20 protein-coding genes are annotated in these 25,001 nt (G+C 62.0%); 5 read left to right on the forward strand and 15 right to left on the reverse strand.

What is annotated here, in order from left to right:
- Window positions 1–4: 4 nt before the first annotated feature.
- The 5 genes from rmuC to ACE3PH_RS10595 form a co-directional block, all read right to left on the reverse strand.
- Window positions 5–1,507, reverse strand: a complete 1,503-nt coding sequence (gene rmuC / locus ACE3PH_RS10575) for a DNA recombination protein RmuC (protein ID WP_374318676.1) — start codon at window positions 1,505–1,507, stop codon at window positions 5–7.
- Between the two features lie 82 nt (window positions 1,508–1,589).
- A complete protein-coding gene (locus tag ACE3PH_RS10580) occupies window positions 1,590–2,234 on the reverse strand; it encodes a CoA transferase subunit B (protein ID WP_374318678.1) in 645 nt (214 codons plus the stop codon).
- Window positions 2,235–2,236: 2 nt separating this feature from the next.
- Window positions 2,237–2,944, reverse strand: a complete 708-nt coding sequence (locus tag ACE3PH_RS10585; protein WP_374318680.1) for a CoA transferase subunit A — start codon at window positions 2,942–2,944, stop codon at window positions 2,237–2,239.
- Between the two features lie 195 nt (window positions 2,945–3,139).
- Window positions 3,140–3,604, reverse strand: a complete 465-nt coding sequence (locus tag ACE3PH_RS10590; RefSeq protein WP_374318682.1) for an acyl-CoA thioesterase — start codon at window positions 3,602–3,604, stop codon at window positions 3,140–3,142.
- Window positions 3,605–3,650: 46 nt separating this feature from the next.
- Window positions 3,651–4,436, reverse strand: coding sequence for an SDR family oxidoreductase (locus tag ACE3PH_RS10595; protein ID WP_374318684.1), 786 nt, complete (start codon window positions 4,434–4,436; stop codon window positions 3,651–3,653).
- A 226-nt stretch (window positions 4,437–4,662) separates the two neighbouring features.
- On the opposite strand from ACE3PH_RS10595, the gene ACE3PH_RS10600 reads away from it, so the two are divergent.
- Together ACE3PH_RS10600 and ACE3PH_RS10605 are read left to right on the forward strand one after the other, a co-directional pair.
- Window positions 4,663–6,348 (forward strand): FAD-dependent oxidoreductase, encoded by a 1,686-nt coding sequence (locus ACE3PH_RS10600; protein ID WP_374318686.1) that lies wholly within the window; start codon window positions 4,663–4,665, stop codon window positions 6,346–6,348.
- Window positions 6,349–6,446: 98 nt separating this feature from the next.
- The gene (locus ACE3PH_RS10605; protein ID WP_374318688.1) at window positions 6,447–7,568 is read left to right on the forward strand and encodes a beta-ketoacyl-ACP synthase III; all 1,122 of its coding nucleotides are present in this window, start codon (window positions 6,447–6,449) and stop codon (window positions 7,566–7,568) included.
- Window positions 7,569–7,646: 78 nt separating this feature from the next.
- On the opposite strand, the gene tadA is transcribed toward ACE3PH_RS10605, so the two are convergent.
- Window positions 7,647–8,213 (reverse strand): tRNA adenosine(34) deaminase TadA, encoded by a 567-nt coding sequence (tadA, locus tag ACE3PH_RS10610; RefSeq protein WP_374318690.1) that lies wholly within the window; start codon window positions 8,211–8,213, stop codon window positions 7,647–7,649.
- On the reverse strand, window positions 8,210–8,425 hold the full coding sequence (locus ACE3PH_RS10615) for a hypothetical protein (RefSeq protein WP_374318692.1): 216 nt from the start codon (window positions 8,423–8,425) through the stop codon (window positions 8,210–8,212). Before ACE3PH_RS10615 ends, tadA begins: the two co-directional genes overlap by 4 nt.
- Window positions 8,426–8,538: 113 nt before the next feature.
- Here ACE3PH_RS10615 and ACE3PH_RS10620 point away from each other — a divergent pair, with 113 nt between their 5' ends.
- Window positions 8,539–9,012, forward strand: a complete 474-nt coding sequence (locus ACE3PH_RS10620; protein ID WP_374318694.1) for a ribonuclease HI family protein — start codon at window positions 8,539–8,541, stop codon at window positions 9,010–9,012.
- 32 nt (window positions 9,013–9,044) lie between these two features.
- On the opposite strand, the gene guaA is transcribed toward ACE3PH_RS10620, so the two are convergent.
- Genes guaA through guaB form a run of 3 tightly spaced genes read right to left on the reverse strand, consistent with a single transcriptional unit; the run spans window position 9,045 to window position 13,402 of the window.
- A complete protein-coding gene (gene guaA, locus ACE3PH_RS10625; RefSeq protein WP_374318696.1) occupies window positions 9,045–10,649 on the reverse strand; it encodes a glutamine-hydrolyzing GMP synthase in 1,605 nt (534 codons plus the stop codon).
- 48 nt (window positions 10,650–10,697) lie between these two features.
- Entirely contained in the window at window positions 10,698–11,930 is a 1,233-nt protein-coding gene (locus tag ACE3PH_RS10630; RefSeq protein ID WP_374318698.1) for an MFS transporter, read from the reverse strand.
- Window positions 11,930–13,402, reverse strand: coding sequence for an IMP dehydrogenase (gene guaB, locus ACE3PH_RS10635; RefSeq protein ID WP_374318700.1), 1,473 nt, complete (start codon window positions 13,400–13,402; stop codon window positions 11,930–11,932). The genes ACE3PH_RS10630 and guaB overlap by 1 nt, the downstream gene beginning before the upstream one ends.
- 137 nt (window positions 13,403–13,539) lie before the next feature.
- On the opposite strand from guaB, the gene ACE3PH_RS10640 reads away from it, so the two are divergent.
- Window positions 13,540–14,055, forward strand: coding sequence for a DUF4124 domain-containing protein (locus ACE3PH_RS10640; protein WP_374318702.1), 516 nt, complete (start codon window positions 13,540–13,542; stop codon window positions 14,053–14,055).
- Between the two features lie 30 nt (window positions 14,056–14,085).
- Here ACE3PH_RS10640 and ACE3PH_RS10645 read toward each other — a convergent pair whose 3' ends face one another.
- Window positions 14,086–14,463 (reverse strand): RnfH family protein, encoded by a 378-nt coding sequence (locus ACE3PH_RS10645; protein WP_374318703.1) that lies wholly within the window; start codon window positions 14,461–14,463, stop codon window positions 14,086–14,088.
- Entirely contained in the window at window positions 14,450–14,920 is a 471-nt protein-coding gene (locus tag ACE3PH_RS10650; protein ID WP_374318705.1) for a type II toxin-antitoxin system RatA family toxin, read from the reverse strand. Before ACE3PH_RS10650 ends, ACE3PH_RS10645 begins: the two co-directional genes overlap by 14 nt.
- 47 nt (window positions 14,921–14,967) lie before the next feature.
- On the opposite strand from ACE3PH_RS10650, the gene smpB reads away from it, so the two are divergent.
- Window positions 14,968–15,432 carry an SsrA-binding protein SmpB gene (gene smpB, locus ACE3PH_RS10655; RefSeq protein WP_374318707.1) on the forward strand — a complete coding sequence of 155 codons (465 nt, stop codon included), beginning with the start codon at window positions 14,968–14,970 and terminating at the stop codon, window positions 15,430–15,432.
- 6 nt (window positions 15,433–15,438) lie between these two features.
- Here the strand turns inward: smpB and pbpC are convergent, their stop codons facing one another.
- The 3 genes from pbpC to ACE3PH_RS10670 form a co-directional block, all read right to left on the reverse strand.
- Window positions 15,439–17,652, reverse strand: coding sequence for a penicillin-binding protein 1C (pbpC, locus tag ACE3PH_RS10660; protein ID WP_374318709.1), 2,214 nt, complete (start codon window positions 17,650–17,652; stop codon window positions 15,439–15,441).
- Window positions 17,652–23,684 (reverse strand): alpha-2-macroglobulin, encoded by a 6,033-nt coding sequence (locus ACE3PH_RS10665; protein WP_374318711.1) that lies wholly within the window; start codon window positions 23,682–23,684, stop codon window positions 17,652–17,654. Before ACE3PH_RS10665 ends, pbpC begins: the two co-directional genes overlap by 1 nt.
- 62 nt (window positions 23,685–23,746) lie before the next feature.
- Window positions 23,747–24,973, reverse strand: a complete 1,227-nt coding sequence (locus tag ACE3PH_RS10670) for a PLP-dependent transferase (protein ID WP_374318713.1) — start codon at window positions 24,971–24,973, stop codon at window positions 23,747–23,749.
- Window positions 24,974–25,001 lie beyond the last annotated feature (28 nt).

Consider the following 25,001-nt stretch of genomic DNA (forward strand, 5'->3'; position numbering starts at 1 on the left):
CACCTCAAGCGTCCATGTCCGTATCGCTGTTGGCCGCATCCAGTGGCAGCAGCGTTTGCGATTGAGTTTCCGGCAGCGCTTCCACCTGCTTCAACGCCCGGCCCATGACGCGGGTGCGGGTTTCGACCGACGAGATCGTGTTGCTGGCTTCGTCCAGCTTCTTGCGGGTCTTGGCCAGCACGTCGCCGAACTTGGCAAACTCGGTCTTGACAGCGCCCAGCACCTGCCAGACCTCGGACGAGCGCTTTTCGAGCGCCAAGGTCCGGAAGCCCATTTGCAGGCTATTGAGGGTTGCCAGCAGGGTCGTGGGCCCGGCCAGCATCACCCGGTATTCACGCTGCATGGACTCGACAAGCCCGGGGCGCCGCAAGGCCTCTGCATACAAGCCTTCTGTGGGCACAAACAGGATCGCGAAGTCGGCCGTGTGGGGCGGCGCCAGGTATTTGTCACGGATGCTCCTGGCTTCCAGTCGCAGGCGCTGTTCAATGGCCTTGGATGCCTGCTCGACCCCCGCCGCATCGGCTGCCTCCTGGGCATCGAGCAAACGCTCGTAGTCTTCCCTCGGGAACTTGGCATCAATCGGCAGCCATACCGGTGCACTGTCTTGCCCGCCCTGCCCTGGCAGACGGATTGCAAATTCAACACGCGCACCGCTCGCCGGCACGGTTTCCACATTGACACCGTATTGCTCAGGCGTGAATACCTGCTCCAGCAGTCCCGCCAGTTGCACCTCGCCAAAAATACCGCGGGTCTTGACATTGTTGAGCACGCGGTTGAGCGAGCCCACATCGCTGGCCAGGCGTTGCATTTCACCCAGCCCACGGTGCACCAGCTCCAGCCGTTCTGCAACCTGCTTGAAGCTTTCGCCCAGACGGGCCTCCAGCGTGGCGTGCAGCTTCTCGTCCACGGTCTGCCGCATCTGCTCGAGCTTCTTTTCGTTGTCGGCTTGCAAGGCTTGAAGACGGGTCTCAACCGTGGTGCGCACTTCAGACAGGCGCCTGTCATTGGCCTCCGACAGCAGGCGAAGCTGCTCGGTAACCCCCTCGCCCATGCGTCGCAGGGCTGCTTCCTGGGCTTCATTGAAGCGCGCCAGCGCCTGTGACTGCGCCTCACGCAAGGATGTTGACTGCTGGGCCTGCTGATACGCCGCATCACGCAGGCTGTCTGTCAGGGCTTGTTGGGTAGCGGCCAGCTGTACCCGAAAGCTGTCCAGTTGCTCGTTCTGGGTCCGCGTGGCATCGCCTTGCTGGGTCAGCACAGTCTGTTGAAACAGGGCCATGCTGCCGGACAACTCCTGACGTGCGGCCGTGGCACTGCGTGCCAGCTCGTCCCGCAGCTCCCGCCCCATCTGTTCACCACGCTGGCGCTGTTCCTCCGCCCTGCCCCGCAGTTCATCGAACAGGCTCTGCAGCCCCGCCGGTACGCCTGACGACGACAGGGCCCGCCAGGACAGCCACAGCAACAACAGCAGATTGAGCGCCAGCAAGGCGACGATGATCGAGTTCATGCCTGGATTGTCTCAGAGCGCGCAGGCAAGAAAAAACCGCCCGAAGGCGGTTGCTGTGTACCAGGCCGTCCAGTGACCAGGATCAGGCTTCGAGATGTGAGAGGTGAACGTGCGCGCCCGTCTTGACGCGAATTTCTTCAAGCGTCACCCCAGGTGCCAACTCGACACATTTGAACCCTTCCGGGGTGACATCCAGTACGCACAGCTCGGTGATGATCCGGTCAACCACGCCCACGCCGGTCAGTGGCAGGGTGCAATTTTGAAGCAGCTTGTGCTCGCCATTCTTGGCCGCGTGCTCCATCAGCACCACCACACGCTTCACTCCGGCCACCAGGTCCATGGCGCCGCCCATGCCCTTGACCATCTTGCCGGGAATCATCCAGTTGGCGAGGTCCCCCTTCTCGGACACCTGCATCGCGCCCAGAATGGAGAGGTTGATCTTGCCTGCACGGATCATCCCGAAGCTCTCGTGCGAACCAAAGATGGACGAGCCCGGCAGGCAGGTGACCGTCTGTTTGCCTGCATTGATGATGTCGGCATCGACCTGGTCATCGGTTGGGAACGGACCGATGCCCAGCATGCCATTTTCAGACTGCAGCCACACTTCCATGTCCGCAGGCACGTGGTTGGCCACCAGGGTAGGCAGGCCAATCCCCAGATTCACATAGAAGCCGTCCTGCAGCTCCTTGGCAGCGCGCGCTGCCATCTCGTCGTGCGTCCATGCCATGGTCAAGCTCCTGCCTTCTCGGTGATGGTGCGCTTTTCGATGCGCTTCTCGGGGTTCGGGTTGTGCACGATGCGGTGCACAAAGATGCCCGGCAGATGGACGGCGTCAGGATCCAGTTCACCTGTTTCCACGATCTGCTCCACCTCGACGACGGTGAGCTTGCCAGCCATCGCTGCAGCAGGATTGAAGTTGCGTGCCGTGCGGCGGAAGATCAGGTTGCCGGACTTGTCGGCAATATGGGCTTTGACAAGCGCCACCTCGGGCACCAGCGCACGCTCCATCACATAGGTTTCACCATCGAACTCGCGCAATTCCTTGCCTTCAGCCACGATGGTGCCCACACCCGTCTTGGTGAAAAAGGCCGGGATGCCAGCACCACCCGCGCGCAGCTTCTCCGCCAGCGTGCCTTGTGGCGTGAACTCAAGCTCCAATTCGCCTGCCAGATACTGGCGTTCGAATTCCTTGTTCTCGCCCACATAGCTGGAGATCATTTTCTTGATCTGCCGGGTGTTGAGCAACTTGCCCAGGCCGAACCCATCCACCCCGGCGTTGTTCGAGATGACGGTGAGATCCTTGACCCCCGTGGCTTGAAGCGCGTCGATCAGCGCCTCCGGGATACCGCACAGGCCGAAGCCTCCCACGGCCAGCAACTGGCCGTCTTTCACAATCCCAGCCAACGCGCTGGCGGCATCGGGATAGACCTTGTTCATCCAATCACTCCTTGCGCATGAGTTGCACTCGCCTGCCGAAACTGGCAAGCCGCTTCGCTGCACTGCAACATTACCAGCCTACACCGAATGCGTCGAGAAATTCGAAGGTGTGGGCCGAAAAGCCCTCATGGCAACCCTAGGGCAGATACGCAATGCAGTGTCGCGACTGGTGAACTAGCAAGGAGTGAGCCGGCGTCAACCCGGCAAGGCGGGTGGTGGCTCATTGGCGGGTAGAGCCTTCTGGCCAGCCAGACCGAGGATATGGGGCGGCAAGGGAATCGGTCGGCCAGAGTGCCCGCTGACCCAGACCAGGGTGGCACCGCCCGCAGCACAAATGGCACCAGGCTCATCGGCACGCTCGATCGTCACGAAGGTGTCGATGCTGGTGCGCCCGGGGTTGGCCACATACAGTTTCAGACGCAAATCTGCCGGGAACACCAGTTCCTGATAGAAATTGCAGAAGGTGTTGGCGATGATCGGGCCATCCGCGCCGTTGGTGACAGGCCCGCCAATGGTCGTGATCCACGACACGCGGGCCTGCTCCATGTAGCGGAAGTAGACCGTGTTGTTGACATGACCGAGCGCGTCCATGTCGCCCCAGCACACCGGCAAGGACACTTCGTGGACCAGGATCTTGTGTTCAGGGATGTCGAGTCTCATGGCACCCAGATAGGACCCTGTCCGTCGATTTCAAGACCTGCAGGCCTCAAGCCGCCACGACGCCATCGTCGGCCGAAATGATCGATCCGTTGATGAAGTCACTTTGGGGGGCACACAGGGTGACCAGCAGCGAGTCCAGATCCTTGGGCTGCCCGACACGCTTGCGCGGCAACAGGTTGACCAGCTTCTGCCCGGCTTCACTGCGCAGGTAATCGCTGTTGATCTCGGTCTCGATGTAGCCTGGGCAGATGGCATTGGTCGTGATACCGAACCGGCCCCACTCAGCAGCCATGACCTTCGTCATGTGGATCACCGAGGCCTTGCTCATGCAGTACACACCGATCATCGGCAAGGTACGCAACCCCGCTGCCGAGGCGATGTTGACGATGCGACCGCCAGCAAAGGTGCCGGGTGCCGCCCCCTTGGCACGAGCCAGCATGCGCTTGGCTACCTCCTGCGCCATGAAGAAAGCACCACGCACGTTCGTGTCGAACATGTAGTCAAAGCTGTCGGGTGACACGTCCTGCAGTCGCTCGGACACACTCACGCCCGAGTTGTTGATCAGGATGTCGATCGGGCCCACTTCCGTTTCTGCGTGAGCCACAGCAGCCTTGATGCTGTCGATACTGGTGACATCCAGCTTCACCACGTGGGCATCACCGCCTTTGGCTTCGATTTCGGCGCGCAAGGTCTTGAGTCGCTCGACCCGGCGGCCTGCGAGCACGACGGCCGCACCGGCCTCAGCCAGTGTCAGTGCAAATTGGGTACCCAGGCCGCTGGAAGCGCCAGTGATGAAGGCGACGCGGCCGGACAGATCGATGGTGTAGCTCATGCTCGAATACTCTCTTCAGATTGCTCCTCAACGCCGCGACATTAGCATGCGCCATCGCTTGACGGGTCAAGGCATGCCTCAGCTTGTCCGATATCCCAAGATTCAAAGCAAATTTTCGAACGGTCGTTCGTTTTTTGCGAGAGAATGCGGGCCAGACGCGTTTTAGAATCGCGCACTTGCTAAAAGAATAGCCCCGAATAACCTCCCGATCCGAGAAGGAAGCACGATGACGCCCCAGGAAATCCTTGAGCAGTTTGGCCCGCGCGAGTCGATGGAATACGACGTCGTGGTCGTTGGCGCCGGCCCTGCTGGTCTGTCCACTGCCATCCGCCTGAAACAACTGGCCGAAAAGGCTGGCAAGGACATTTCCGTTGTCGTGCTGGAAAAGGGTTCCGAGCCCGGCGCCCATATTCTGTCCGGCGCCGTGATGGACCCCATCGCCATCTCCGAACTCTTCCCCAACTGGAAGGAACTGGGCGCGCCGCTGAACCAGGCCGTGACGGAAGACCAGGTGCTGGTGCTGACCGAAACCGGTGCCCACGCCACCCCTCAAGGCCTGATCCCGAACAACTTCCACAACCATGGCAACTACGTCATCAGCCTGGGCAATGTGGTGCGTTGGCTGGCTCAGCAGGCCGAAGCTCTCGGCGTAGAAATCTTCCCCGGTTTCGCTGCGGCTGAGGTGCTGTACAACGACGACGGTTCCGTCAAAGGTGTGGCCACCGGCAACATGGGCATCGACAAATCGGGCGAGCCCACTGACAACTTCCAGCTGGGCATGGAACTGCTGGGCAAGTACACCATCTTCGCCGAAGGCGCCCGTGGTCACCTGGGCAAGCAACTGATCGCCAAGTTCAAGCTGGACGAAGGCAAGGACCCGCAAAGCTACGCCATCGGTATCAAGGAACTGTGGGAAATCGATCCGGCCAAGGCCAAGCCTGGCCTGGTGATCCACACCGCAGGCTGGCCGATGGACACCCAGACCTACGGTGGTGGCTTCCTGTATCACCTGGAAGACAACAAGGTCACGCTGGGTTTTGTCACTGGCCTGGACTACAAGAATCCCTGGCTGAGCCCGTTCGAAGAAATGCAACGCTGGAAGACTCACCCCAGCATCAAGCAGTTCCTCGAAGGCGGCAAGCGTCTGAGCTATGGCGCCCGCGCCATCACGGCCGGTGGCATCCTGTCGCTGCCCAAGACGGTGTTCCCGGGCGGCGCTTTGGTGGGCTGTGATGCCGGCTATCTGAATGCCGCACGCATCAAGGGCTCGCACGCCGCCATGAAGACCGGCATGCTGTGTGCCGACGCCATCTTCGAGGCGCTGAGCGCCGACCGTCAACACGACGAATTGGCGGCCTACCCTGCCTCGTTCGAAAACAGCTGGCTGAAGGAAGAGCTCAACGCTTCCAAGAACTTCAAGCAGTGGTTCAAGAAGGGCATGTACATCGGCATGCTGATGACCGGTATCGAACAGTGGCTGCTGCCCCGCCTGGGCTTCAAGTCGCCGCCCTGGACGATCCACCGCGCCGCAGCCGATCACACCTTCCTGCAGCCTGCTGCATCGATGCCGAAGATCGACTATCCGAAGCCGGACGGCAAGATCTCCTTCGACCGCCTGAGCTCGGTGTTCATCTCGAACACCAACCATGAAGAGCACCAGCCCGCTCACTTGACCTTGAAGGACGCCTCGGTGCCAGTCAACGTCAACCTGGCCAAGTTTGCCGGCCCCGAGCAGCGCTATTGCCCGGCAGGTGTGTATGAGTTCGTGAAGAACGACGACAACAGCGACCGCCTGGTGATCAACGCCCAGAACTGCGTGCACTGCAAGACCTGCGATATCAAGGACCCCACCCAGAACATCGTCTGGATTACACCGGAAGGTGGCGGCGGCCCGAACTACGGCAGCATGTAAAATGCCCTCTTTTCCGCGCCCTACTCGGGCGCGGTTTTGCATCCGCGCCTGACCGCACCCCGTCATGACGCGGAATCAGACCTCGCGAGGAAGCATTCATGACAAAAGTCGTCATCAGCGGGACTGGCTTGTTCAAGCCCACCGACATCATCACCAACGCTGAACTGGTTGAGTCGTACAACGGCTACGTAGAGTTGTACAACGCTCGGCACGCATCCGAGATCGAAGCCGGCCAACTGCAAGCGCTGCAACCATCCAGCGTCGAATTCATCGAAAAGGCCTCCGGCATCAAGCAGCGCTACGTCATGGACAAGACGGGCGTGCTGGATACCAGCCGCATGTATCCCAAGCTGGCACCGCGCAGCGATGACGAACTGTCCCTGATGGCCGAAATCGCCGTCAAGGCTGCCAAAGAAGCCATGGCAGCTGCCGGCAAGGAAGCCAAGGACATCGACGCTGTCATCTGTGCAGCCTCCAACATGCAGCGCGCCTACCCGGCCATGGCGGTCGAGATCCAGAACGCCATCGGCGCAGGCGGTTATGCCTTTGATATGAACGTGGCCTGCTCGTCTGCTACGTTCGGTATCGAGCAAGCTGTCAACGCCCTGCGCTCGGGCAGCGCTCGCTGCGTGCTGATGGTCAACCCCGAAATCACCTCCGGTCACCAGGAATGGCGCGACCGTGACTGCCACTTCATCTTTGGTGATGCATGCACGGCCGTCATCATGGAGCTGGCTGACACCGCAACCAGTGCGGTCCAGTGGGAAGTGCTGGGCACCAAGCTGGCCACCCAGTTCTCGAACCACATTCGCAACAACTTCGGCTACATGAACCGTTGCGAAGACACCCCTGCAGACGCGCGCGACAAGACCTTCCGCCAGGAAGGCCGCAAGGTCTTCAAGGAAGTCGTGCCGATGGCCGCTGCCCACATCGAAGCCCACCTGAAGTCGGTGGACATCGAGCCTACGCAGGTGCGTCGCTTCTGGCTGCATCAAGCCAACCTGAGCATGAACCAGTTGGTGATCAAGAAGCTTGTTGGTGGTGAAGTGACGCCCGATCTGGCGCCGCTGATCCTCGACGAATTCGCCAACACCTCCTCGGCCGGCTCGGTGATCGCATTCCACAATGCCAGCCAGGATCTGGCCAAGGGTGACCTGGGCGTGATCTGCTCCTTTGGCGCAGGCTACTCGATTGGCAGCGTGATCATCCGCAAGCTGTGATCCAGACCAGCATCGGGCAATCAAAAAAGGCGCCCATTGAGGCGCCTTTTTCATGGCCTGGTCTGACGGGCTCGACGGTCAGCCGTCTTGAGGCGGCTCTTCGATAACCAATCCGACCGGGATAGGTTCCTCGATGCCACCCAAAGCCTTGACGGCATCCCGCTCTGCCTTCAGTTGCGCACGGCGCTCGGCAAAAAACTCCTTCAGCAGGCGTGAGGCGGGATCCGCCAACACCCCACCGGACACCACCGTGTGGTGATTGAGTTGCCGCATGCCAAACAGATCAAACGCCGAACCCGCCACACCCGTTTTGGGATCATGCGCAGCGAACACCACACGCTTCAGACGCGCATGCATCAGAGCCATGGCGCACATGGCACAAGGCTCCAGCGTCACATAGAGCTCACACTCGGGAAGCCGATAGTTTTCCAGCAACTGAGCGGCATGTCGCAATGCCACGATTTCGGCGTGAGCCGTCGGGTCATGCGTGGTGATCGGTCGGTTGTAGCCTGTTGCGATCACCTGCCCATGTCGCATGATGACTGCGCCCACAGGCACCTCGCCCGCCAACCAGGCGTTGTGAGCCTGATCCAGCGCGATCCGCATGGCAAATTCATCCTGCTGAGGGGAAATCGGCTCGCTCAAGGCTGACCATCCTTCATTTCACGATTGAGCTGCTCAGGACGTGCATCCATCATCTTGTTGAGATCGGTTTGAATCTGTGTTGGCAGTGATGCCGTCGCACTGGCTGGTGCTGCCGCACCTTCCACCTGATGGCTGGCCCGCAACTGGGTGCGCACCAGCATGGCCACGATGGCCAGCACAACGACAAGGGACAACAGGCTCAGTGCTCTCATGATGTTTCGCGTGATGGATTGACGCAGCATCCGCTGCACCGAAAAACCCATGACAATGCTGCCACGGCGGGCCGCGCTATTGTGCAACGCGGGGCCTCGCTCAACGCAGCCTCATGCCCCATCTTTCACCAAAATCGATACCTGCAGATCATCTGTGCTGGCACATCGCCTGTGACGGCAGTGCGCAGCCCAACCCAGGCAAGATGGGACTGGGCGCTGTGCTCCAGGCACCGGATGGAAGAGTCTTCCGCCTGTCCTGTACCGCCCCTGGTCATGGCTGCAATAACGAAGCGGAAATCAGAGCCTTGATTGCCGCCTTGCAGCTGGCCCGGTCAGAGCACGCACAGCAGTTGCGCATCCAGAGTGACAGCAGCATTCTGATCGAGCAACTCTCCCAAGCCACCTCGGCGTCCCTGGCCCGATTGGACGCTCTGATTGAGGAGGCCCGGGCATTGAGCGCCGAATTTGAGTCGATCCAGTGGGTCTGGGTGCCTCGCCATCGCAATGCTGAAGCGGACACGCTGGCTCGTGCGGCCTTGGGCCTCAAACCGAAAGTCGCAACCGCCGCCAGGAGGCTGCGGCGCTGACATGAAAAAAGGGGCTCACGCCCCCTTTCCGCTTACTCCCACTCGATGGTGGCGGGCGGCTTCGAGCTCACATCGTACGTCACGCGGTTGATGCCGCGCACCTCGTTGATGATGCGGCCGGAGGTGCGCTTGAGCATGCTGTAAGGCAGCTCCGCCCAGTCGGCGGTCATGAAGTCTGACGTTTGCACGGCACGCAGAGCCACAACGTAGTCATAGGTGCGGCCATCGCCCATCACGCCCACGCTCTTGACCGGCAGGAACACGGTGAAGGCCTGCGAGGTCAGGTCGTACCAGTTCTTACCGGTGGCCGGGTCGATGGTGTTGCGCAGCTCTTCAATGAAGATGGCATCGGCGCGACGCAGCAGGTCAGCGTATTCCTTCTTCACTTCGCCCAGGATGCGCACGCCCAGACCCGGGCCAGGGAAGGGATGACGGTAGACCATCTCGGGCGGCAGCCCCAGCGCCACGCCCAGCTCGCGCACTTCGTCCTTGAACAGTTCGCGCAGCGGCTCCAGCAGCTTCAGACCGAGCTGTTCTGGCAGGCCACCCACGTTGTGGTGGCTCTTGATGGTGGTGGCCTTCTTGGTCTTGGTGCCGCCAGACTCCACCACGTCAGGGTAGATGGTGCCTTGCGCCAGGAAGGTTGCGCCCTTGTGGCCTTGGCCGCTGGCCTTGAGCTTTTCAGCCTCGGCCTTGAACACGTCCACAAACAGGCCACCAATGATCTTGCGCTTGCGCTCTGGGTCAGTCACCCCGGCCAGTTGCCCCAGGAACAGTTCGGAGGCATCCACGCGAATCACCTTGGCGTGCAGCTTGCCTTCGAACATGTCCATGACCATGTCGCCTTCGTTGAGGCGCAGCAGGCCGTGGTCCACGAACACACAGGTCAACTGATCACCAATGGCGCGATGGATCAGCGCAGCAGCCACCGAGGAGTCCACACCGCCCGACAGGCCAAGGATCACTTCTTCGTCACCCACCTGCTCGCGGATCTTGGCCACAGCCTCTTCGATGTAGTCGCCCATGATCCAGTCGCCCTGACAGCCAGCGATCTCGCGCACGAAGCGGGTAAGCATGGCCTGTCCCTGGATGGTATGGGTCACCTCCGGGTGGAACTGAACAGCGTAGTAGCCCTTCTCTTCGTTGGCCATGCCAGCGATCGGGCAGCTCGGTGTCGAGGCCATCAGCTTGAAGCCCTCGGGCAGCTTGGTGACCTTGTCGCCGTGGCTCATCCACACCTTGAGCATGCCGTGGCCTTCAGCGGTGGTGAAGTCGGCAAGGCCGTCGAGCAGCTTGGTGTGGCCGTGAGCCCGCACTTCGGCGTAACCGAACTCACGGGTATCCGACCAGCTCACTTCTCCACCCAGTTGCACGGCCATGGTCTGCATGCCGTAGCAGATGCCCATCACGGGCACACCCAGATCCCACACTGCCTGCGGTGCACGCAGTTGGTGGTCTTCGTAGGTGGAGGCGTGGCTGCCTGAGAGGATGATGCCCTTGGGGTTGAACGACTTGATGAAGTCGTCCGACACGTCATTGGGGTGGATTTCGCAATAGACGTGCGATTCACGCACGCGACGGGCGATCAACTGCGTGACCTGTGAGCCGAAATCGAGGATGAGGATCTTGTCGTGCATGATCGAGACCAGTCAGAAAGTCAGAAGGCGAAACAACAGCGGCGACGCTCAGGCCGCTGCAGCGCTCAGCGGATGCTGGCGCGCAAAATAGCGAATACCTACCCAGGCCGCGATGGCCTGCAGTGCAGCGCAGAGGAAGAACGGCATGCCGATGTGCCAGTCACCTTGCGGATAGTGCGAAACGGTAGCCAGCACAGGCGCGCCCAGCAAGGGGGCCAACACGGCAGCCACGCTGTTGATCGACGAGATGGCACCCATGCTCTCACCTTGCCGCTTGGGGTCTACCGCATTCGAAATGATGGCCTGGATGGTCGGGTTGACCGCATAGCCAAACAGGTTGGCGCAAACCACCACATACATCATCCAGCCGTGCGGAACTGCACCGTAGCCGATGAACGCCAACGTGGATGAAATCAACCCGATGCTGGCCAGTTTGGGTGCAGGGATGTACTTCTGGAACTGACGCATCAAACCACCTTGCACCAGCACGGCCATCAGCCCCACCACGAACAGCGACATGCCGTTGTCTCGCGGGGACCAACCGAACTTGAACTCGGTGTAGAGCATCCAGCAGGTGTGCAGGATGAACTGCGCCAGGGTCGACAAACCGATCACCCAGATCAGCGACTCGACACCCTTGAACTCACGCAAACGGGCCACCGCGGCAAACGGATGAACGCCCTTGAGATCAAACGTGCGGCGGCGCTCTTGTGGCAGGGATTCAGGCAGGATGAAATAGCCATACAGGCCATTCAACAGGGCCAAAGCACCCGCGGCGAAAAAGGGCCAGTGGATGTTATGGTCACCCAGCAGCCCACCGGTGACCGGCCCCAGGATGAAGCCGAGGCCAAACATGGCGCCCAGCATGCCGTAGTTGCGTGCCCGGTTTTTGGCTTCGGTGATGTCGGCCACGTAGGCATTGGCCACCGCCACGTTGGCGCACAGCATGCCGCCCACCATGCGCACCACCAACAGTGTCCAGAAGGCGGTCGCCAGCGCTGTGACAAAAAAGTTGATGGCCATGCCGAACAAACCCAGCAAAAGGATGGGTCGCCGGCCATAGCGGTCGGAGAGCGCCCCCAGCACAGGGGCGCTGAAAAACTGGGCCAGCGCGTAGGCCACCTGCACAGCGCCATAGGCGAAGGAGGTATCGGCCGCGCTGCCCATGAAGCCGCCCACCAGTTTGGGCAGCACAGGCGCAATGATGCCGATCGACATCATGTCGATCAGCACCGTCAGCATGATGAAGGGCATGGCCGCCTTGCGGCCAGTCGCTCCCATTACTCCATGCGGTAGTTGGGTGCTTCCTTCGTGATCTGCACGTCGTGGACGTGGCTTTCACGAATACCCGCAGCCGTGATCTCGACGAACTCGGCCTTGTTGCGCATGTCTTCAATGGTGCCGCAACCGCAGTAGCCCATCGAGGCCCGCAAACCACCCGCCATCTGGGTGATGATGCTCAGCAACGAACCCTTGTAAGGCACGCGACCTTCAATCCCTTCCGGCACGAGCTTGTCGGCATTCGGATTGGTGGTTTCGTCGTTTTCCTGGAAATAGCGGTCGGCAGAACCAGCCTTCATGGCGCCGATCGACCCCATGCCACGGTAGCTCTTGTAGCTACGGCCTTGGTACAGGATGATTTCGCCAGGGGCTTCTTCGGTGCCTGCGAACATGCCACCCATCATCACCGTGCTGGCACCTGCCGCGATGGCCTTGGAGATGTCGCCAGAGTAGCGGATACCGCCGTCAGCGATCAATGGCACGCCAGTGCCTTCCAGGGCCGTCGCCACATTGTCAATGGCTGTGATCTGCGGCACACCCACGCCAGCAATGATGCGGGTCGTGCAGATGGAGCCGGGGCCGATACCAACCTTGACACCGTCTGCACCAGCCTCAGCCAGCGCCAGCGCGGCGGCACCCGTGGCGATGTTGCCGCCAATGACGTCAACTTGCGGGAAGTTCTTCTTGACCCAGCGCACGCGCTCGATCACGCCGTGGCTGTGACCGTGCGCGGTATCGACCACGAGCACGTCAGCACCGGCCTTGACCAGCAACTCGATGCGCTCTTCGGTGCCCTCACCCACGCCCACGGCAGCGCCGACACGCAGCTTGCCTTGTGGGTCACGGGCCGCATTCGGGAAGGTGGTCTGCTTGGTGATGTCCTTCACCGTGAACAGACCGCACAGCTCGAAGGCATCGTTGACCACCAGCACGCGCTCCAGCTTGTGCTTGTGCATCAGTTCCTTGGCTTCCAGCAGCGACGCACCCTGCTTGACCGTGATCAGACGCTCACGCGGGGTCATGATCTCGCGAACGGGTGCATCCAGGCGGGTTTCGAAGCGCAGATCACGGCCGGTCACGATACCGACCACCTTGCCGTCGTCCACCACGGGGAAGCCGGAAATGCCATGCTGCTGCGACAGGGCCATCACGTCGCGAACGCGCACGCCCGACGAAATGGTGATCGGGTCGCGCAAGAGACCGGATTCGAAGCGCTTGACGCGCGAGACCTCGGCAGCTTGCTGCTGCGGGGTCAGGTTTTTGTGGATGATCCCGATGCCGCCCTCTTGTGCCATGGCAATGGCCAGGCGGGCTTCGGTGACCGTGTCCATGGCCGCAGAGACCAGGGGCAGGTTCAGTTGAATATTACGGGTCAGACGAGTGGCCAGCGAAGTGTCACGGGGCAACACTTTGGAAAACGCGGGCACCAGCAGCACGTCGTCGAACGTGAGTGCTTTACCAAGCAGGCGCATGAACAGGCTCCAGACGCAAAAGCGGATTATACGAAAACCGGGAGCCTGAGATCGGGCGATGCGTGGGATTTGTTACGAATCGGCACTTTCCCGTCATCCAGCCAGCATGACTGCACACTAAACTGATGACTATGAAAATGTCCCGCACTGTCCCCGCCCTGTTGCTGTCGTGGCTTGGCCTGACGGCCCTGTTGTATGCCCCTGCCGCGCACGCGCAATGGAAATGGCGTGATGCCAGTGGCGCCATCCAGTACAGCGACCGCCCCCCGCCAGCTGGTGTGCCGGAATCGGCCATCCTGCAGCGCCCGTATGCACCGCGGCCTGTAGCAGCACCCAAACCTGTGGCGTCCGATGCCGACGCGGCTTCAGCACCGGTAGCCAAGCCCGCTCCGACCAAGGCCGAATCAGAGCTCGAAGCCAAGAAGCGCAAGGCTGAAGAAGAGCAGCAGGCCAAGCGCAAGGCTGAAGAAGAGAAGAATGCCAAGGCCCGAGCTGATAACTGCCAGCGTGCCCGCCAGTATCAGAAAACACTGAATGACGGCATCCGCATTGCGCGCACCAATGCCGCTGGTGAGCGCGAGATCCTGGATGACAAGGGCCGCGCAGAAGAAATGCAGCGCACCCAGGAAGCGATCTCCAGCAACTGCAAGTGACGGCTGCAGGCTGATTCAGCCCAGGTGTGCTCAGTCACCCGGGTTGGATCGGTCTTTCGGTCGGTGGATGCCCTTGGGCAATTTCTCACCGTGTGCACGGTAGCGCTGGCGACGGGCTTCCTTGGGATCAACACGCAGGAAACGGTAGATTTCGACCCGATCCTTGTCTCGCAGGCCCTGGTCCAGCGTAGCGCGACGCCCCCAGATGCCCAAGGCCAGCGCACCGCTGTGAATGGCATCCCACGTCAAGGATGGCACCTGCCCAAACAGGCCACAGGCGTGCAAAGCGTCCTGCACCCTGGCTCCGGCGCTCAATTGGACTTGCGCACATTCAACCACTCTTGGCTCGGGGCTGAATGCAACCTCGACCATGATGGAAGCGGCGACGGCCTGATCAGCGTGGGCCATAAACCTGCTCCGCGCGTTTGACGAAGGCATCCACAAAGGTATTGGCAATGCGATCAAAAACTGGACTGATGACCAGCGCCAGCGACTTGCTGGCGAAGGCATAGCGCAGCGAGAACTCCACCTTGCAGGCTGTTGGCTCGGTATCTGGTGCCGCCGCAGCCCCAGGCATGCTCAAAGGGTGGAAAATCCAGCTGCCTTCCAATTGAGAAAAAGGCCCATCCACCAACTTGAGATGCACCTCTCTGCCCTCCACATTGACATTGCGTGTGGTGAAAGCGTGACGGATGCCTGCAAAAGCCAGGTGGACGCGGGCGGTCATCCCGTCTGGATGACGCTCAAGCACCTCGCCTTTTTCACACCAGGGCAGAAATTTTGGATAGTCCTCAACTGCGGTAACCAGGTCATACATCTGACGTGGCGAGTACCAGAGCAGGACTGACTTGTTGACTTGCTTCATAGAATGTCGCCATTTTAGGGAAGCTGAACCCTCTTGTTCACCACATCATGACGATCGCCGAAAACAGAAAAGCGCATTTCAACTATTTCATCGAAGAGCGTTTCGAGGCCGGTATCGTGCTCGAAGGCTGGGAAGTCAAGGCGATCCGGGATGGCCAGGTTCAACTCACGGATGGCTATGTGCATATCCGCGACGGGGAATTGTTCATGGTGGGGCTGCGCATCAACGCCTTGCGCTCAGCCTCCACGCACGTGCGACCGGATGCCGATCGCATCAAGAAGCTGCTGATGCACAAGGAGCAGATCCGCCGCCTGATTGGCAAGACCGAGCAAAAAGGCTACACCCTGGTGCCGTTGGATCTGCACTACAAGGATGGCCGAGTGAAGGTAAACATCGGCCTGGCCAAGGGCAAGGCCTCTCACGACAAGCGTGAAACCATCAAGGAACGCGACTGGGAGCGCGAAAAGGGCCGCCTGATGCGCCACAAGGTGTCGTCGGGCCCGAAGGACTGAACGCACTCATCGGCCGGCAGGCTTTCGCCCCACGGCCTTGGCTGCAGCGGGAGATGACACCTTCAGGCCGGCCCCTCGCACCTCGAAGCGGATGGTGTCGACCACCCTGCCCTGTTTGCGCCACGCCAGTTCGTGTCGGCCGGGCCAGGGCTGCCACCAGTCCCGCTGGCGGGACGACAGCTTGCGCCCGTCCAGCCACCACTCCCCCCCGCTCTGATTGCTCTGCAGTGCGATTTTCTGCACATGAACGGGCATGTCGGGGTCAAGGGCAAAGATGGCACCATCTTGCGGCGAGTGGATGGTGCGCTCTGCTGTGGCACCGCCCCCAGGGGCCAGGCGCCAGACGGCCATCTCCGTCCCGCGCAGGAATACCTCGCTTCGGTCAGCGTCCAGTGGCTCATTCCCCTGGCGCTCAAAGTGCACCGGCAGGCGTACAACCTCTGCAGGCAAGGCTGGGGTAATCGAAGGCTGGCTGCGGTGCAGTTCACGCACCAGCGCGGCCCACAGCGGCGCTGCGCCAGACACGCCACTGACGTCATGCATGGGGCTGCCACTTGTGTTGCCTACCCACACGCCCACCGTGTAGCGGCTGGTGTAGCCCATGCACCAGTTATCGCGCATGTCCTTGCTGGTGCCTGTTTTGACGGCGGCGAACCCACGGGTGGCCAGCACGCTGTCGAGGCCAAAGGTCAGTGATCTCGCCGTGTTGTCAGACAGGATGTCTGACAACAGAGACGCCACAGCCGCAGACATGACCTTGCTGCGCGGCTGCTTGCCCCCGCCCGGCAACAGGCGGACCGGCGACCACCAGCCGGCATTCGCCACGCTGCGGTAGGCATTGGAGAGGTCCCTCAGCGTGACCTCGGCACTGCCCAAGGCGAGCCCTGGCCCATAGAAGCCGGCTGGCTGCTGCAGGGCCAGCCCCAGGCGATTCAGCTGATCTGCCACGGCGTCCACACCCAACATGGCCCCAGCCCGCACCGCCGGCACGTTGAGGCTGTTGCCCAGTGCTGTGCGGACGCTGACCCAACCCTTGAATTGACGGTCGTAGTTTTGCGGCACATAAAAGCCGGAGCCCGTTGGCAACTGAACGGGTGAATCGTACAGGAGGCTGGCCGGCGTCAGCAGACGCTTTTCGAAGGCCAGACCATAGACGAAGGGTTTCAGCGTGGAACCAGGTTGCCGGCGCGCCAGCACGGCGTCGACATGTGGCGTGTCAGACAGCCCGCCACTGCTGCCGACCCAGGCCAGCACGTCGCCGCTCTGGTTGTCCAGCACCAGCACCGCACCATCCTCGACCTCACGCCCGCTCAATTCGCTCAACTGCTGACGCAGCAAGGATATGGCGAGGCGTTGCCAACGGGCGTCCAGCGTGGTCATGACACGTGGCGGGGGCACTTGCCCCTTGGGCAAGCTCGCAGACACTTGCTTGAGCACCTGCCGTGCAAAGTGTGGCGCGATCTGCTGGCCCAAGGGGGCGCCCCCTCGCCGTGTCAGCGCTGTCTGCACCACGGCTTCAAGGCCTGCACAGGGGATACGCTGCAAGGTCAGAACCTGACACGCGCGCTTCGTCACCGTCGGCTGCGCTGCATTGGGCCCCCGCACCAACGCTGCAGCAATCGCCGCTTCGCGGGCGTCCAGCCCGTCCGGATACTTCCCAAACAGCATTTGGGTCATGGCCGGCAAGCCCACCAGTTCGCCCCGGAAGGGAACCAGGTTGAGATAGGCCTCCAGAATGTCGCTCTTGCGCCAAGCGGCCTCCAGCCGGCCGGCCATCCAGGCCTGACTGACCTTCTGCACCACACTGCGCCGGCCCGATGGCCTTGACAGGTCATCGGCGAGCAACCCGGCCAACTGCATGGTCACCGTGCTGGCACCACGGGTTTTGCGGTTCCACAGATTGGCCCAGGCACTGGCCGCGACGGCTTGCCAATCCACCCCACTGTGTTGCCAGAAACGCTGGTCTTCCGACAACACGATCGCCGTGCGCATGGCGGGCGACACGTCCTCCAGCCGCACCCAGGGCAAACGACGAGCGCCCTGGTCTACACGGATGCTCTGGACCACCTCACCGTGACGGTCCAGGATCTCGATGTCGCTCGGATGGAAGACGGACTTCACCTCCGCAAAGGAGGCAACGGCCATCGCGCCGGGTGAAACGATCAGAAGCAGCGCCGACAGCCCAAGGGCGAGCGGCCGGCCGTTGCGGCAGGAACGCATCAGGGCGCCACCTCGACCAGGGCATTCGGGGTTTCAGCGAAGCTCTCTGGCGCATACATGGCTTCAACCCTTGTGGGCGGCAGGTTGAAGCGCCCGGGGTTGTTGAGACGCACCGAGTACTCGATGACGTGATGCCCCTTCGGCAAATAGTCGAAGTACGCGCGATAGGCCTCGAACGCACGCTCGACGTAGATCGGCCAGTAGCCTTCACTGCGCTCGCCTTGTGTGGCCAGTTCCGAGTCACGACCCAGGCCGCTGCCCAGGATGGTTGCACCACCCGGGACCGGATCGCTCACCACGACCCAGGTCATGTCGCTTTGGGCGTCGACCTCCAGACGCACCCGCAGGACGGTGCCACGTGCCAGCGGTCCCTTGCCGACATTGACGGTGGCTTCACCATCCTTGATGGTGACCGAGCGAGTCACAGCGTAGCCTGCGCGCAGCGGGCTCTTCAGTGGCACGGCAGACAGCACCTGTGTGGTCAGCCAGGGCTTGCCAGCGCCCTGGTGCGTGACGCTCAAACCGGAGATGGCCGGCACCTTGGCCCCTGCTATGGCCACAGGCCAAGGCAGTTGCAAGACACCACCATCAGCAGACTTGCCCCAATCAAGTGTGCGCTGGGTGTTGCCCAACACCGCCGTGCTGGCACCCGCTACAGGCACCTTCTCGAAACGGGCCGCAAATTTATCGAGAGCCAGGGAGCCCCAGAGGTTGGCGTTGGTGGTCATCCAGGCGCCATGCCGCTGACGGCCCAAGGAACCCACCACCAGGCGCGGCAGGTCTTCCTGCCAGGCAGGTTGGGTCATCACAGCCAGGATCAGGCGGGCGGCATTGGCATCAGGGTTGTCCATCAGCCACCACCAGAAGTCATCCTCCTCGGTGGAGAACTTCATGGTGGTCCCGGCAAAGGTAAGCCGCGACCGCAGGATCTGATCGGCCTGGGCCAGCCGCTTGTCGCGATCCGCCACACCGGGCAGCCTTTGCAGGACGCTGTACCAGTTGATGACTGCCGCAGTCGGCCAGGTATTGGGCGCCAGCGTGATGGCATCCAGCATGCGTGGCTCGGCACGGCCATAGCGCGACAAGGCCTCGATAGCCGACAGGCGGCGCACATCCAGCATCAGGTTCTGCGCACGACCAGGAGGAGACCAGGTCGACCGCTGGATACGCCCCTGCACAAAGGCCGTCAGGCCGCTGAGCATGGCATCGCGAGCCTGCGGCGGCAACTCGAAACCCGCCTCATGCGTGGCCGCCAGCACATAGGCCGTGAGGTAATCACTGCCATGTGCGCCCTCTCCTGCCATGGGTGGGAAATACGAAGCCAGGCCATCGGCATCCAGGTAGCTGGGCAATTGGCGCGCGACGGCGTCCCACAGCGTGGCATCGTGCAGGCCGACGGCTTTCGAGGTCTTTTGCTCCAGGCAGATGAAGGGATAGGTCTCGAAGTAGCGGCGAATGCCAGGCAAGGCACTGGTCAAACGGGGCTGGAGGCCCAGTTGAACACCGCCACGCGGACGCAGCCCCTGCGGTGTACGGTCGAGCAGCCCGTCTGCAGGAGGGGCCACCTGCAGTGTCTGGCTACCGGCCAACTGGCTGAGCGTGGCCTGCAAGACGCGCACCGGCACGGCCGGGCGAACCTGTTGGTCAACCTTGACGCGGTCACTGGCGCCAGCAGCTTGCGCCGAGGCTTCCCACTTGATGCTGCTGATGCCCGCAGGCACGTCAATTGGCCAACGGATCTCCTTGGCGCCCTCGGCCGGCACATCCACTGAAACCGGCGCCATGGCCAGCTCAATTGGTCCGCCAGACAGCTCGACACCTGCCCAGCCCGTCTGCGGTGTGGCGACGCCCTTGAGCATGGCCTGTACCTTCATCGGCTTGGACGTGGTGTTACGCAGCGTGAAGATGGCTTCAAAGCGATCGCCTTCTCGCACGAGCGGTGGCAAGCCCGGCAGCATCTGCAGGTCCTGTGAGACACGGATCGTGGCCGCACCGGTTCCGAAACGCGACAAGCCCGAGGTGGCCACGGCCACCAGTCGGAAACTGGTCAGCGAGTCGTTGAGCGGCACATCCACTGTGGCCTCTCCGCGCGCGTCCAGCCGGACGCTGCCCTTCCAGGTCAGCAAGGTGTCAAACAGCTCTCTGGATGAGCCCATGCCGCCGCCGCCGCCAGCGGCAATGGCTTTTCGACCGTAGTGGCGTCGCCCCACGATTTCATTCTGAGCGGTGCTGGTCTCGACAGCCCACGGCCTTGGTTGCAGCATGGCATCGAGCACATCCCAGGAGCCATTCGAAGACAAGGCAAGCAAGGCTTCGTCGACAGCGGCAAAGGCAAACTCACCTTGCACAGGCTGCCCTCCCTGTGTCACCTTGACGCGCGCATGGGCCGTCTGGCGGATGGCGTACTGCGACTTGTCGGGCACCACCTCCACCTTCAGCGCATGCTCGGCTGTGCCGATGCGCAGTGCGGCCACACCGATCTTGTAGGCGGGCTTGGAGAGGTCCACCATGGCTGTAGGCGCTTGGTACTCGCGACCTTCGTACCAAAAGGCCTTGAACCACTCGACAGGGCTGCGCCAGCCCCAGGTGAAGAAGCTGTACCAAGGCACTTCGCGAATGCGCCCCCGCAGGGCCATCACGCTGACATAGACATTGGGCGCCCAACTGCGCACTTCGCCATCCGGCCCCTTGGTCGCACGCGGGATGGGCAACTCAATGACCGGGTCATCGCCCCGCAGTGTCATCACCCGGGTATCGATCACGCCCTCACGCTCGACCGAGACCAGGACTGTCGCCTCACGGAACGGCATGCGCACCTGCAGCCGAGCGGTTTCACCCGGTTCATAGCTGCGCTTTTCAGGCAACACATCCATGCGGTCATCGTTGTCCTGCTCGAACCACAACTCGCCCTGGCGTGTCACCCAGACCTGGGTGGCAGCCTGACTCAGACGACCGTCGCCATCCTTGGCTTTGGCCACCAGTTCGACCTCACCGGCCTGGTCGAGCACGGTTTCGCACAGCAGCATGCCGCGGTTGTCGGTCTTGCCGCTGCACACCTTGCCGAGATCCTTGATTTCGGTGTGGTTGTCATAGGCATAGAAGCCGCCCACGATCCGTTTGCGGGTGCTGAAGGTCTGGGCCAGTTGCGCCTGTACCTCCACGGCTTGTGAGGCCAGCGGCTTGCCTTGCACATCCAGCGCCAGAACCTGGAATTTCACCTTGCCCTGATTGCTGCCACCCGTGCCCGCCCAGCGGGTGCTGTTGATACCGAGCACCACGGCACTGGGCCACAGGGGCACCCGGGTCGATACCGTCTGCACTTCACCATTCGGGTCCGTGAAAGTCATCTCGGCATGCATGTCGCGTGGGCGATCCGAATTGCTCAGTGCCTTGACGCGGATGGTGGCTGCGCCCTCACGGTCAGTCACGGCAGACAGCTTGTCAGCCACCACCTGATCCGCCCCACCTGACTGTGGTGCTTCACCATCGTCTTCGCTCGAAGTCGTACGAACGGCACGAGGTGGCGCAAAGCTGAACTCGTCATAGCCAGCAAACTGGGGCAAGCGGTCACGCACCACCGCCGTCACCTGAACCGGGGTCTGGGCCACGCCGCCGCCCGCCAGATAGCGCAACTGGGCAGACAGCGCCAACTCCTTGGGCGCAATCTGCGCTCCCTTGGGCGGGCTCAGCCGCGCATCGACCAGCGGCAGGCGGAACTCTTCCACGCGGAAACTGCCACTGGCGTAGCTGCGACGCCCCCCATGGCGGCCACCGGGGCCTTCCAGCTCGACATCGTAGGAGCCCAGCTTGGCCTCGGTGGGAATGGTCCAGCTCGACAGCGCTTGGCGACCGCCATCCCAATGCACGGGCAGGCTGTATTCGGTGCCCGTGCCCACATGGGTGATGCGCACCTTGTCGGGCAGCTGATCAGCGGGCCACGCGCCCAGGCTGGTGATGGTTTCCTTGCGGATGAGGTGCTTCATCGACACCGTTTCCCCCGCGCGGAACAAGGTGCGGTCCAGCACCGTGTGAGCGCGCAAGTCATCTTGCTCGCCGCCATAAGAAGGTGAAGCCGTCGGCTGGTTGAAGCGCCACGACTCGATGCCCTTTTGCCAATCCGTGAAAACAAATGCCAGGTCAGTCCGGCCCTTGTACGGGCCGTCCATCACCGCTTTGCGGGCCGTGATAAAGAGCCCGTCAGACACGAGGCAGTTGCTGTGCTCGACAGCCAGCTCGGCATCAATGCGGGCCAAACCCTGTTCATTGGTCTTGCCCGACCACAGCTTCGTGCCTCGGCAGTTGTTGACCGTCACATCGGCGCCAGCAACAGGCTTGCCCTTGTCCAGCGAGGTCACCCACACCAGCGAGTTGCTCCGGCCAAGCTTGAAGTGCACGCCCATGTTGGTCACCAGCACGCCGGTGCGCACATACATGGGCGCCGGATGGGCCAGCAAGGCTGCGCCCAGGCGGGCCGATTCGACTTCGATCACGTGGTAGCCCGGTCCATCAACCGGAATACCCACCACCTCAAACGGTCTTGGGTCATTCGGATCGGCCGCCGGCACCTTCAAGGTCTTGGCACTGGACTCCTTGTTGAGCAGCGAGATCTCTCGGCTGCCAACCAGCCGCTCGCGCTGGAATCGATGGCGTGTGCCGTCTTCGTCCTCCTGCGTCACCCACTCCTGCCATTGCGATGCCGGATAGCCGAGCTCGCGGGCCGTGAAACTGGTCTCGTGGAAACGCCGCACTTTCGACATCCACTTGAGGATGTCCCCATCTTGCTGAATGGTCTTGGCCCGCACCGCTGCCGCATCCAGCCCCTTGACGCCCAGCGACTTCTCGACATGCCGCACCGTGATGGGCACCATGGGTGGCTGGCCAGGCTCGGCCAGCAACTCGATGACGCCAAACGGTGCCGCAGCGAATTTGGCCAGCGGCGGCATAGCAGACGTCCCCACCTTCAGAGGAAAGGCGCCCTCGTTGTCCAACTTGCGGCCGGTCACGTCGCGCAAGCCATCTGGCAGTTTCACCCGCATGGCCGTCGACTCTGGCAAAGGCGGCATGAAGGTCACATCCGTCACCTCTTCGCTGCGATCATCCTTGTCAAAGAAAGGTTTGACCGAGTCCCCCGAGTCAGGGGCAAGGCGGATTTTTCCCGCATCCTTGCGACTGATGGGCGAAGAAAAACGGACTGTCATGGGACGCAGCGGCAGACAGGGCGACTGTGCACGCTCACGCTCACAGGTGAACTCGGCCGTGAAAGCTGGGCGAACCTTGAAGTCAAAGGTCTGCACCACGGTGGTGACCACCTGCGAGACCGCCCTCGCGGCGATACCTTTGCCCCAGACCAGCTTGACACGCGCGCCATTCGGCAAGGGGCGCTGGCAACTCAGCAAAACACTGCGCTCGGCCTGTACACCTTTGATGCTGCGCTCTTTCAGCAGGTCGTCGCGCACCCTGCCAGTGACCACCTTGACCGGCAAGGTTTCGCCAACACCTTCGGCCTGGCAATAGGCCTGACGTTCGATGCTCGCCACATTGGCGGCGCCATTGAGCATCAACAGAAAATGCTGATCTTCTTCGATGTCATTGCCGGCATAAGGCCAAACCTGCCGAACCGCCGGACCGCCGGTCTGGAAACGGAAGGCCTGCGCCTGCAAGCTACCCGCGGCTTCGAGCTTGGGAGCCCAGGCCTTGCGTGGTTCGACACTGCATCGCACACCGGGCCCGAGATCTTCCTCGAAGTCATACAGCCAGACCTTGTCGGTTGACCAGCGGCCTTGCCCGCGAGGTACCTCACCCTGGCAGTTCACCGTGAAGGGGTCTGGCTGACGCAAATCGCCCAAGGGCATCACGGCTTGTGAAAACACCACCGTGATCTGCCGCACCTGGGCCACTTCACCCTGGGGGCTGGCTCGCTGGACGGTGACCGCCAAAGCACCAGACATCCACATGGCCAGCAGCGAGCCGACCACCCCTGCCGTGACACGCTCACGCGGACACAGCTTCGCCAATGATGCGCGTACGCTCATGAACTCCCCCCGACACGGTATTTTTAGACTGATGCGGCGAGTCTAAACCGTCCGGAAAGACGTCAACGTGACAAGCTGTTGAAGGCCTGAGCCAGATCAGAGATCAGATCGTCCACCCGCTCCAGCCCGATGGCCAGCCGCACCAGCGTTCCCTGTTTCTGCTGGGCGAAACGGCCGAACTGGCGCATGCCTTTCAGGGGATAAGGCATGACCAGGCTGACCGGCCCGCCCCAGGAGTAACCGATGCGGAAAAGCTGGAGTGCATCCACCAAAGCGTGTGCCTGTGCCTCGCTCCAGCGCGCCCCATCAAGCACGAAAGACACCAGTCCGCCCGCAGCGTGTGCTTGCGCCTTCCAGGCCTCGTGCCCGGGGGAGCCAGGCAACGACGGGTGCAGCACGGCTGCCAGCTCATCACGGGTCAACAGCCACTGAGCCACCTGCCGAGCAGACGCATCGTGTGCGGCATAACGAACATGCAGGCTGTAGAGCCCGCGCAGGATGCCCTCGGCATCGTTCGCACCCACACCGATTCCCAACCGCATGTGCGTCATCTTGAGTCGATGGTGCAGCGCAGGATCACGTGTCACGACGCTGCCCATGAGGATGTCTCCACCGCCCGACGGGTACTTGGTCAATGCATGGATCGTCAGATCCACACCGGCCGTGTCTACTGGCCCCGGCACGCCCAGATCAAACGCATTGAAGGCCAGACCGGCACCCCAGGTGTTGTCGAGCGCGATGGTCAGACCAGCATGCTGACGGGCCACCTGCAGCAAGCGCGTCAGGTCGGGGAACTCCAACGTGACGGAGCCGGCCGCCTCAAGCCACAACAGCCGGGTCCGCTCGGTGATCAGCCCCGCCAGTGCATCAGGGTCCATCGGATCATAGAAGCGATGGGTAATGCCCCATTGAGCTAGCTCACCCCGCGCCAGGTCCTTGTTCGGGCCATAGGCGTTATCCGGAATCAGGACCTCATCACCAGTGCGCAGCAAGGACAGCGCCACCAGGCCAATGGCGGCCAGGCCGGAAGGCGCGAGCAAGGTCTGCAGCCCGCCCTCCAGCGTCGCCAGCCGCTCTTCCAGTGTGAACGTGGTCGGCGTGCCATGCAGGCCGTAGGTATAGCCGCTCTTGTCCTTCCACTGCCGGGTCTGCAAGGCCTGGGTGTTCTCGAAGATCACCGTCGATGCCTTGAACACGCCAGGCTGAACAGACTCAAACCCACCCGGCGGCAGATAGGGATGGTGAATCAGCTCGGTGGCGCTCGCTGGCTCCGACTTCGTCTTGCTCATGGCTGGCTATGGTGGTGTCGCACGTGAA

Source organism: Aquabacterium sp., from assembly GCF_041909175.1.
GTDB lineage: Bacteria > Pseudomonadota > Gammaproteobacteria > Burkholderiales > Burkholderiaceae_C > Aquabacterium.

Excerpts from the sequence above, each read along its gene's own strand:
- rmuC (WP_374318676.1), bottom strand. The coding sequence starts at position 1,507 with ATGAACTCGATCATCGTCGCCTTGCTGGCGCTCAATCTGCTGTTGTTG.
- ACE3PH_RS10580 (WP_374318678.1), bottom strand. The coding sequence starts at position 2,234 with ATGGCATGGACGCACGACGAGATGGCAGCGCGCGCTGCCAAGGAGCTG.
- ACE3PH_RS10585 (WP_374318680.1), bottom strand. The coding sequence starts at position 2,944 with ATGAACAAGGTCTATCCCGATGCCGCCAGCGCGTTGGCTGGGATTGTG.
- ACE3PH_RS10590 (WP_374318682.1), bottom strand. The coding sequence starts at position 3,604 with ATGAGACTCGACATCCCTGAACACAAGATCCTGGTCCACGAAGTGTCC.
- ACE3PH_RS10595 (WP_374318684.1), bottom strand. The coding sequence starts at position 4,436 with ATGAGCTACACCATCGATCTGTCCGGCCGCGTCGCCTTCATCACTGGC.
- ACE3PH_RS10600 (WP_374318686.1), top strand. The coding sequence starts at position 4,663 with ATGACGCCCCAGGAAATCCTTGAGCAGTTTGGCCCGCGCGAGTCGATG.
- ACE3PH_RS10605 (WP_374318688.1), top strand. The coding sequence starts at position 6,447 with ATGACAAAAGTCGTCATCAGCGGGACTGGCTTGTTCAAGCCCACCGAC.
- ACE3PH_RS10615 (WP_374318692.1), bottom strand. The coding sequence starts at position 8,425 with ATGAGAGCACTGAGCCTGTTGTCCCTTGTCGTTGTGCTGGCCATCGTG.
- ACE3PH_RS10620 (WP_374318694.1), top strand. The coding sequence starts at position 8,539 with ATGCCCCATCTTTCACCAAAATCGATACCTGCAGATCATCTGTGCTGG.
- guaA (WP_374318696.1), bottom strand. The coding sequence starts at position 10,649 with ATGCACGACAAGATCCTCATCCTCGATTTCGGCTCACAGGTCACGCAG.
- ACE3PH_RS10630 (WP_374318698.1), bottom strand. The coding sequence starts at position 11,930 with ATGGGAGCGACTGGCCGCAAGGCGGCCATGCCCTTCATCATGCTGACG.
- guaB (WP_374318700.1), bottom strand. The coding sequence starts at position 13,402 with ATGCGCCTGCTTGGTAAAGCACTCACGTTCGACGACGTGCTGCTGGTG.
- ACE3PH_RS10640 (WP_374318702.1), top strand. The coding sequence starts at position 13,540 with ATGTCCCGCACTGTCCCCGCCCTGTTGCTGTCGTGGCTTGGCCTGACG.
- ACE3PH_RS10645 (WP_374318703.1), bottom strand. The coding sequence starts at position 14,463 with ATGGCCCACGCTGATCAGGCCGTCGCCGCTTCCATCATGGTCGAGGTT.
- ACE3PH_RS10650 (WP_374318705.1), bottom strand. The coding sequence starts at position 14,920 with ATGAAGCAAGTCAACAAGTCAGTCCTGCTCTGGTACTCGCCACGTCAG.
- smpB (WP_374318707.1), top strand. The coding sequence starts at position 14,968 with ATGACGATCGCCGAAAACAGAAAAGCGCATTTCAACTATTTCATCGAA.
- pbpC (WP_374318709.1), bottom strand. The coding sequence starts at position 17,652 with ATGCGTTCCTGCCGCAACGGCCGGCCGCTCGCCCTTGGGCTGTCGGCG.
- ACE3PH_RS10665 (WP_374318711.1), bottom strand. The coding sequence starts at position 23,684 with ATGAGCGTACGCGCATCATTGGCGAAGCTGTGTCCGCGTGAGCGTGTC.
- ACE3PH_RS10670 (WP_374318713.1), bottom strand. The coding sequence starts at position 24,973 with ATGAGCAAGACGAAGTCGGAGCCAGCGAGCGCCACCGAGCTGATTCAC.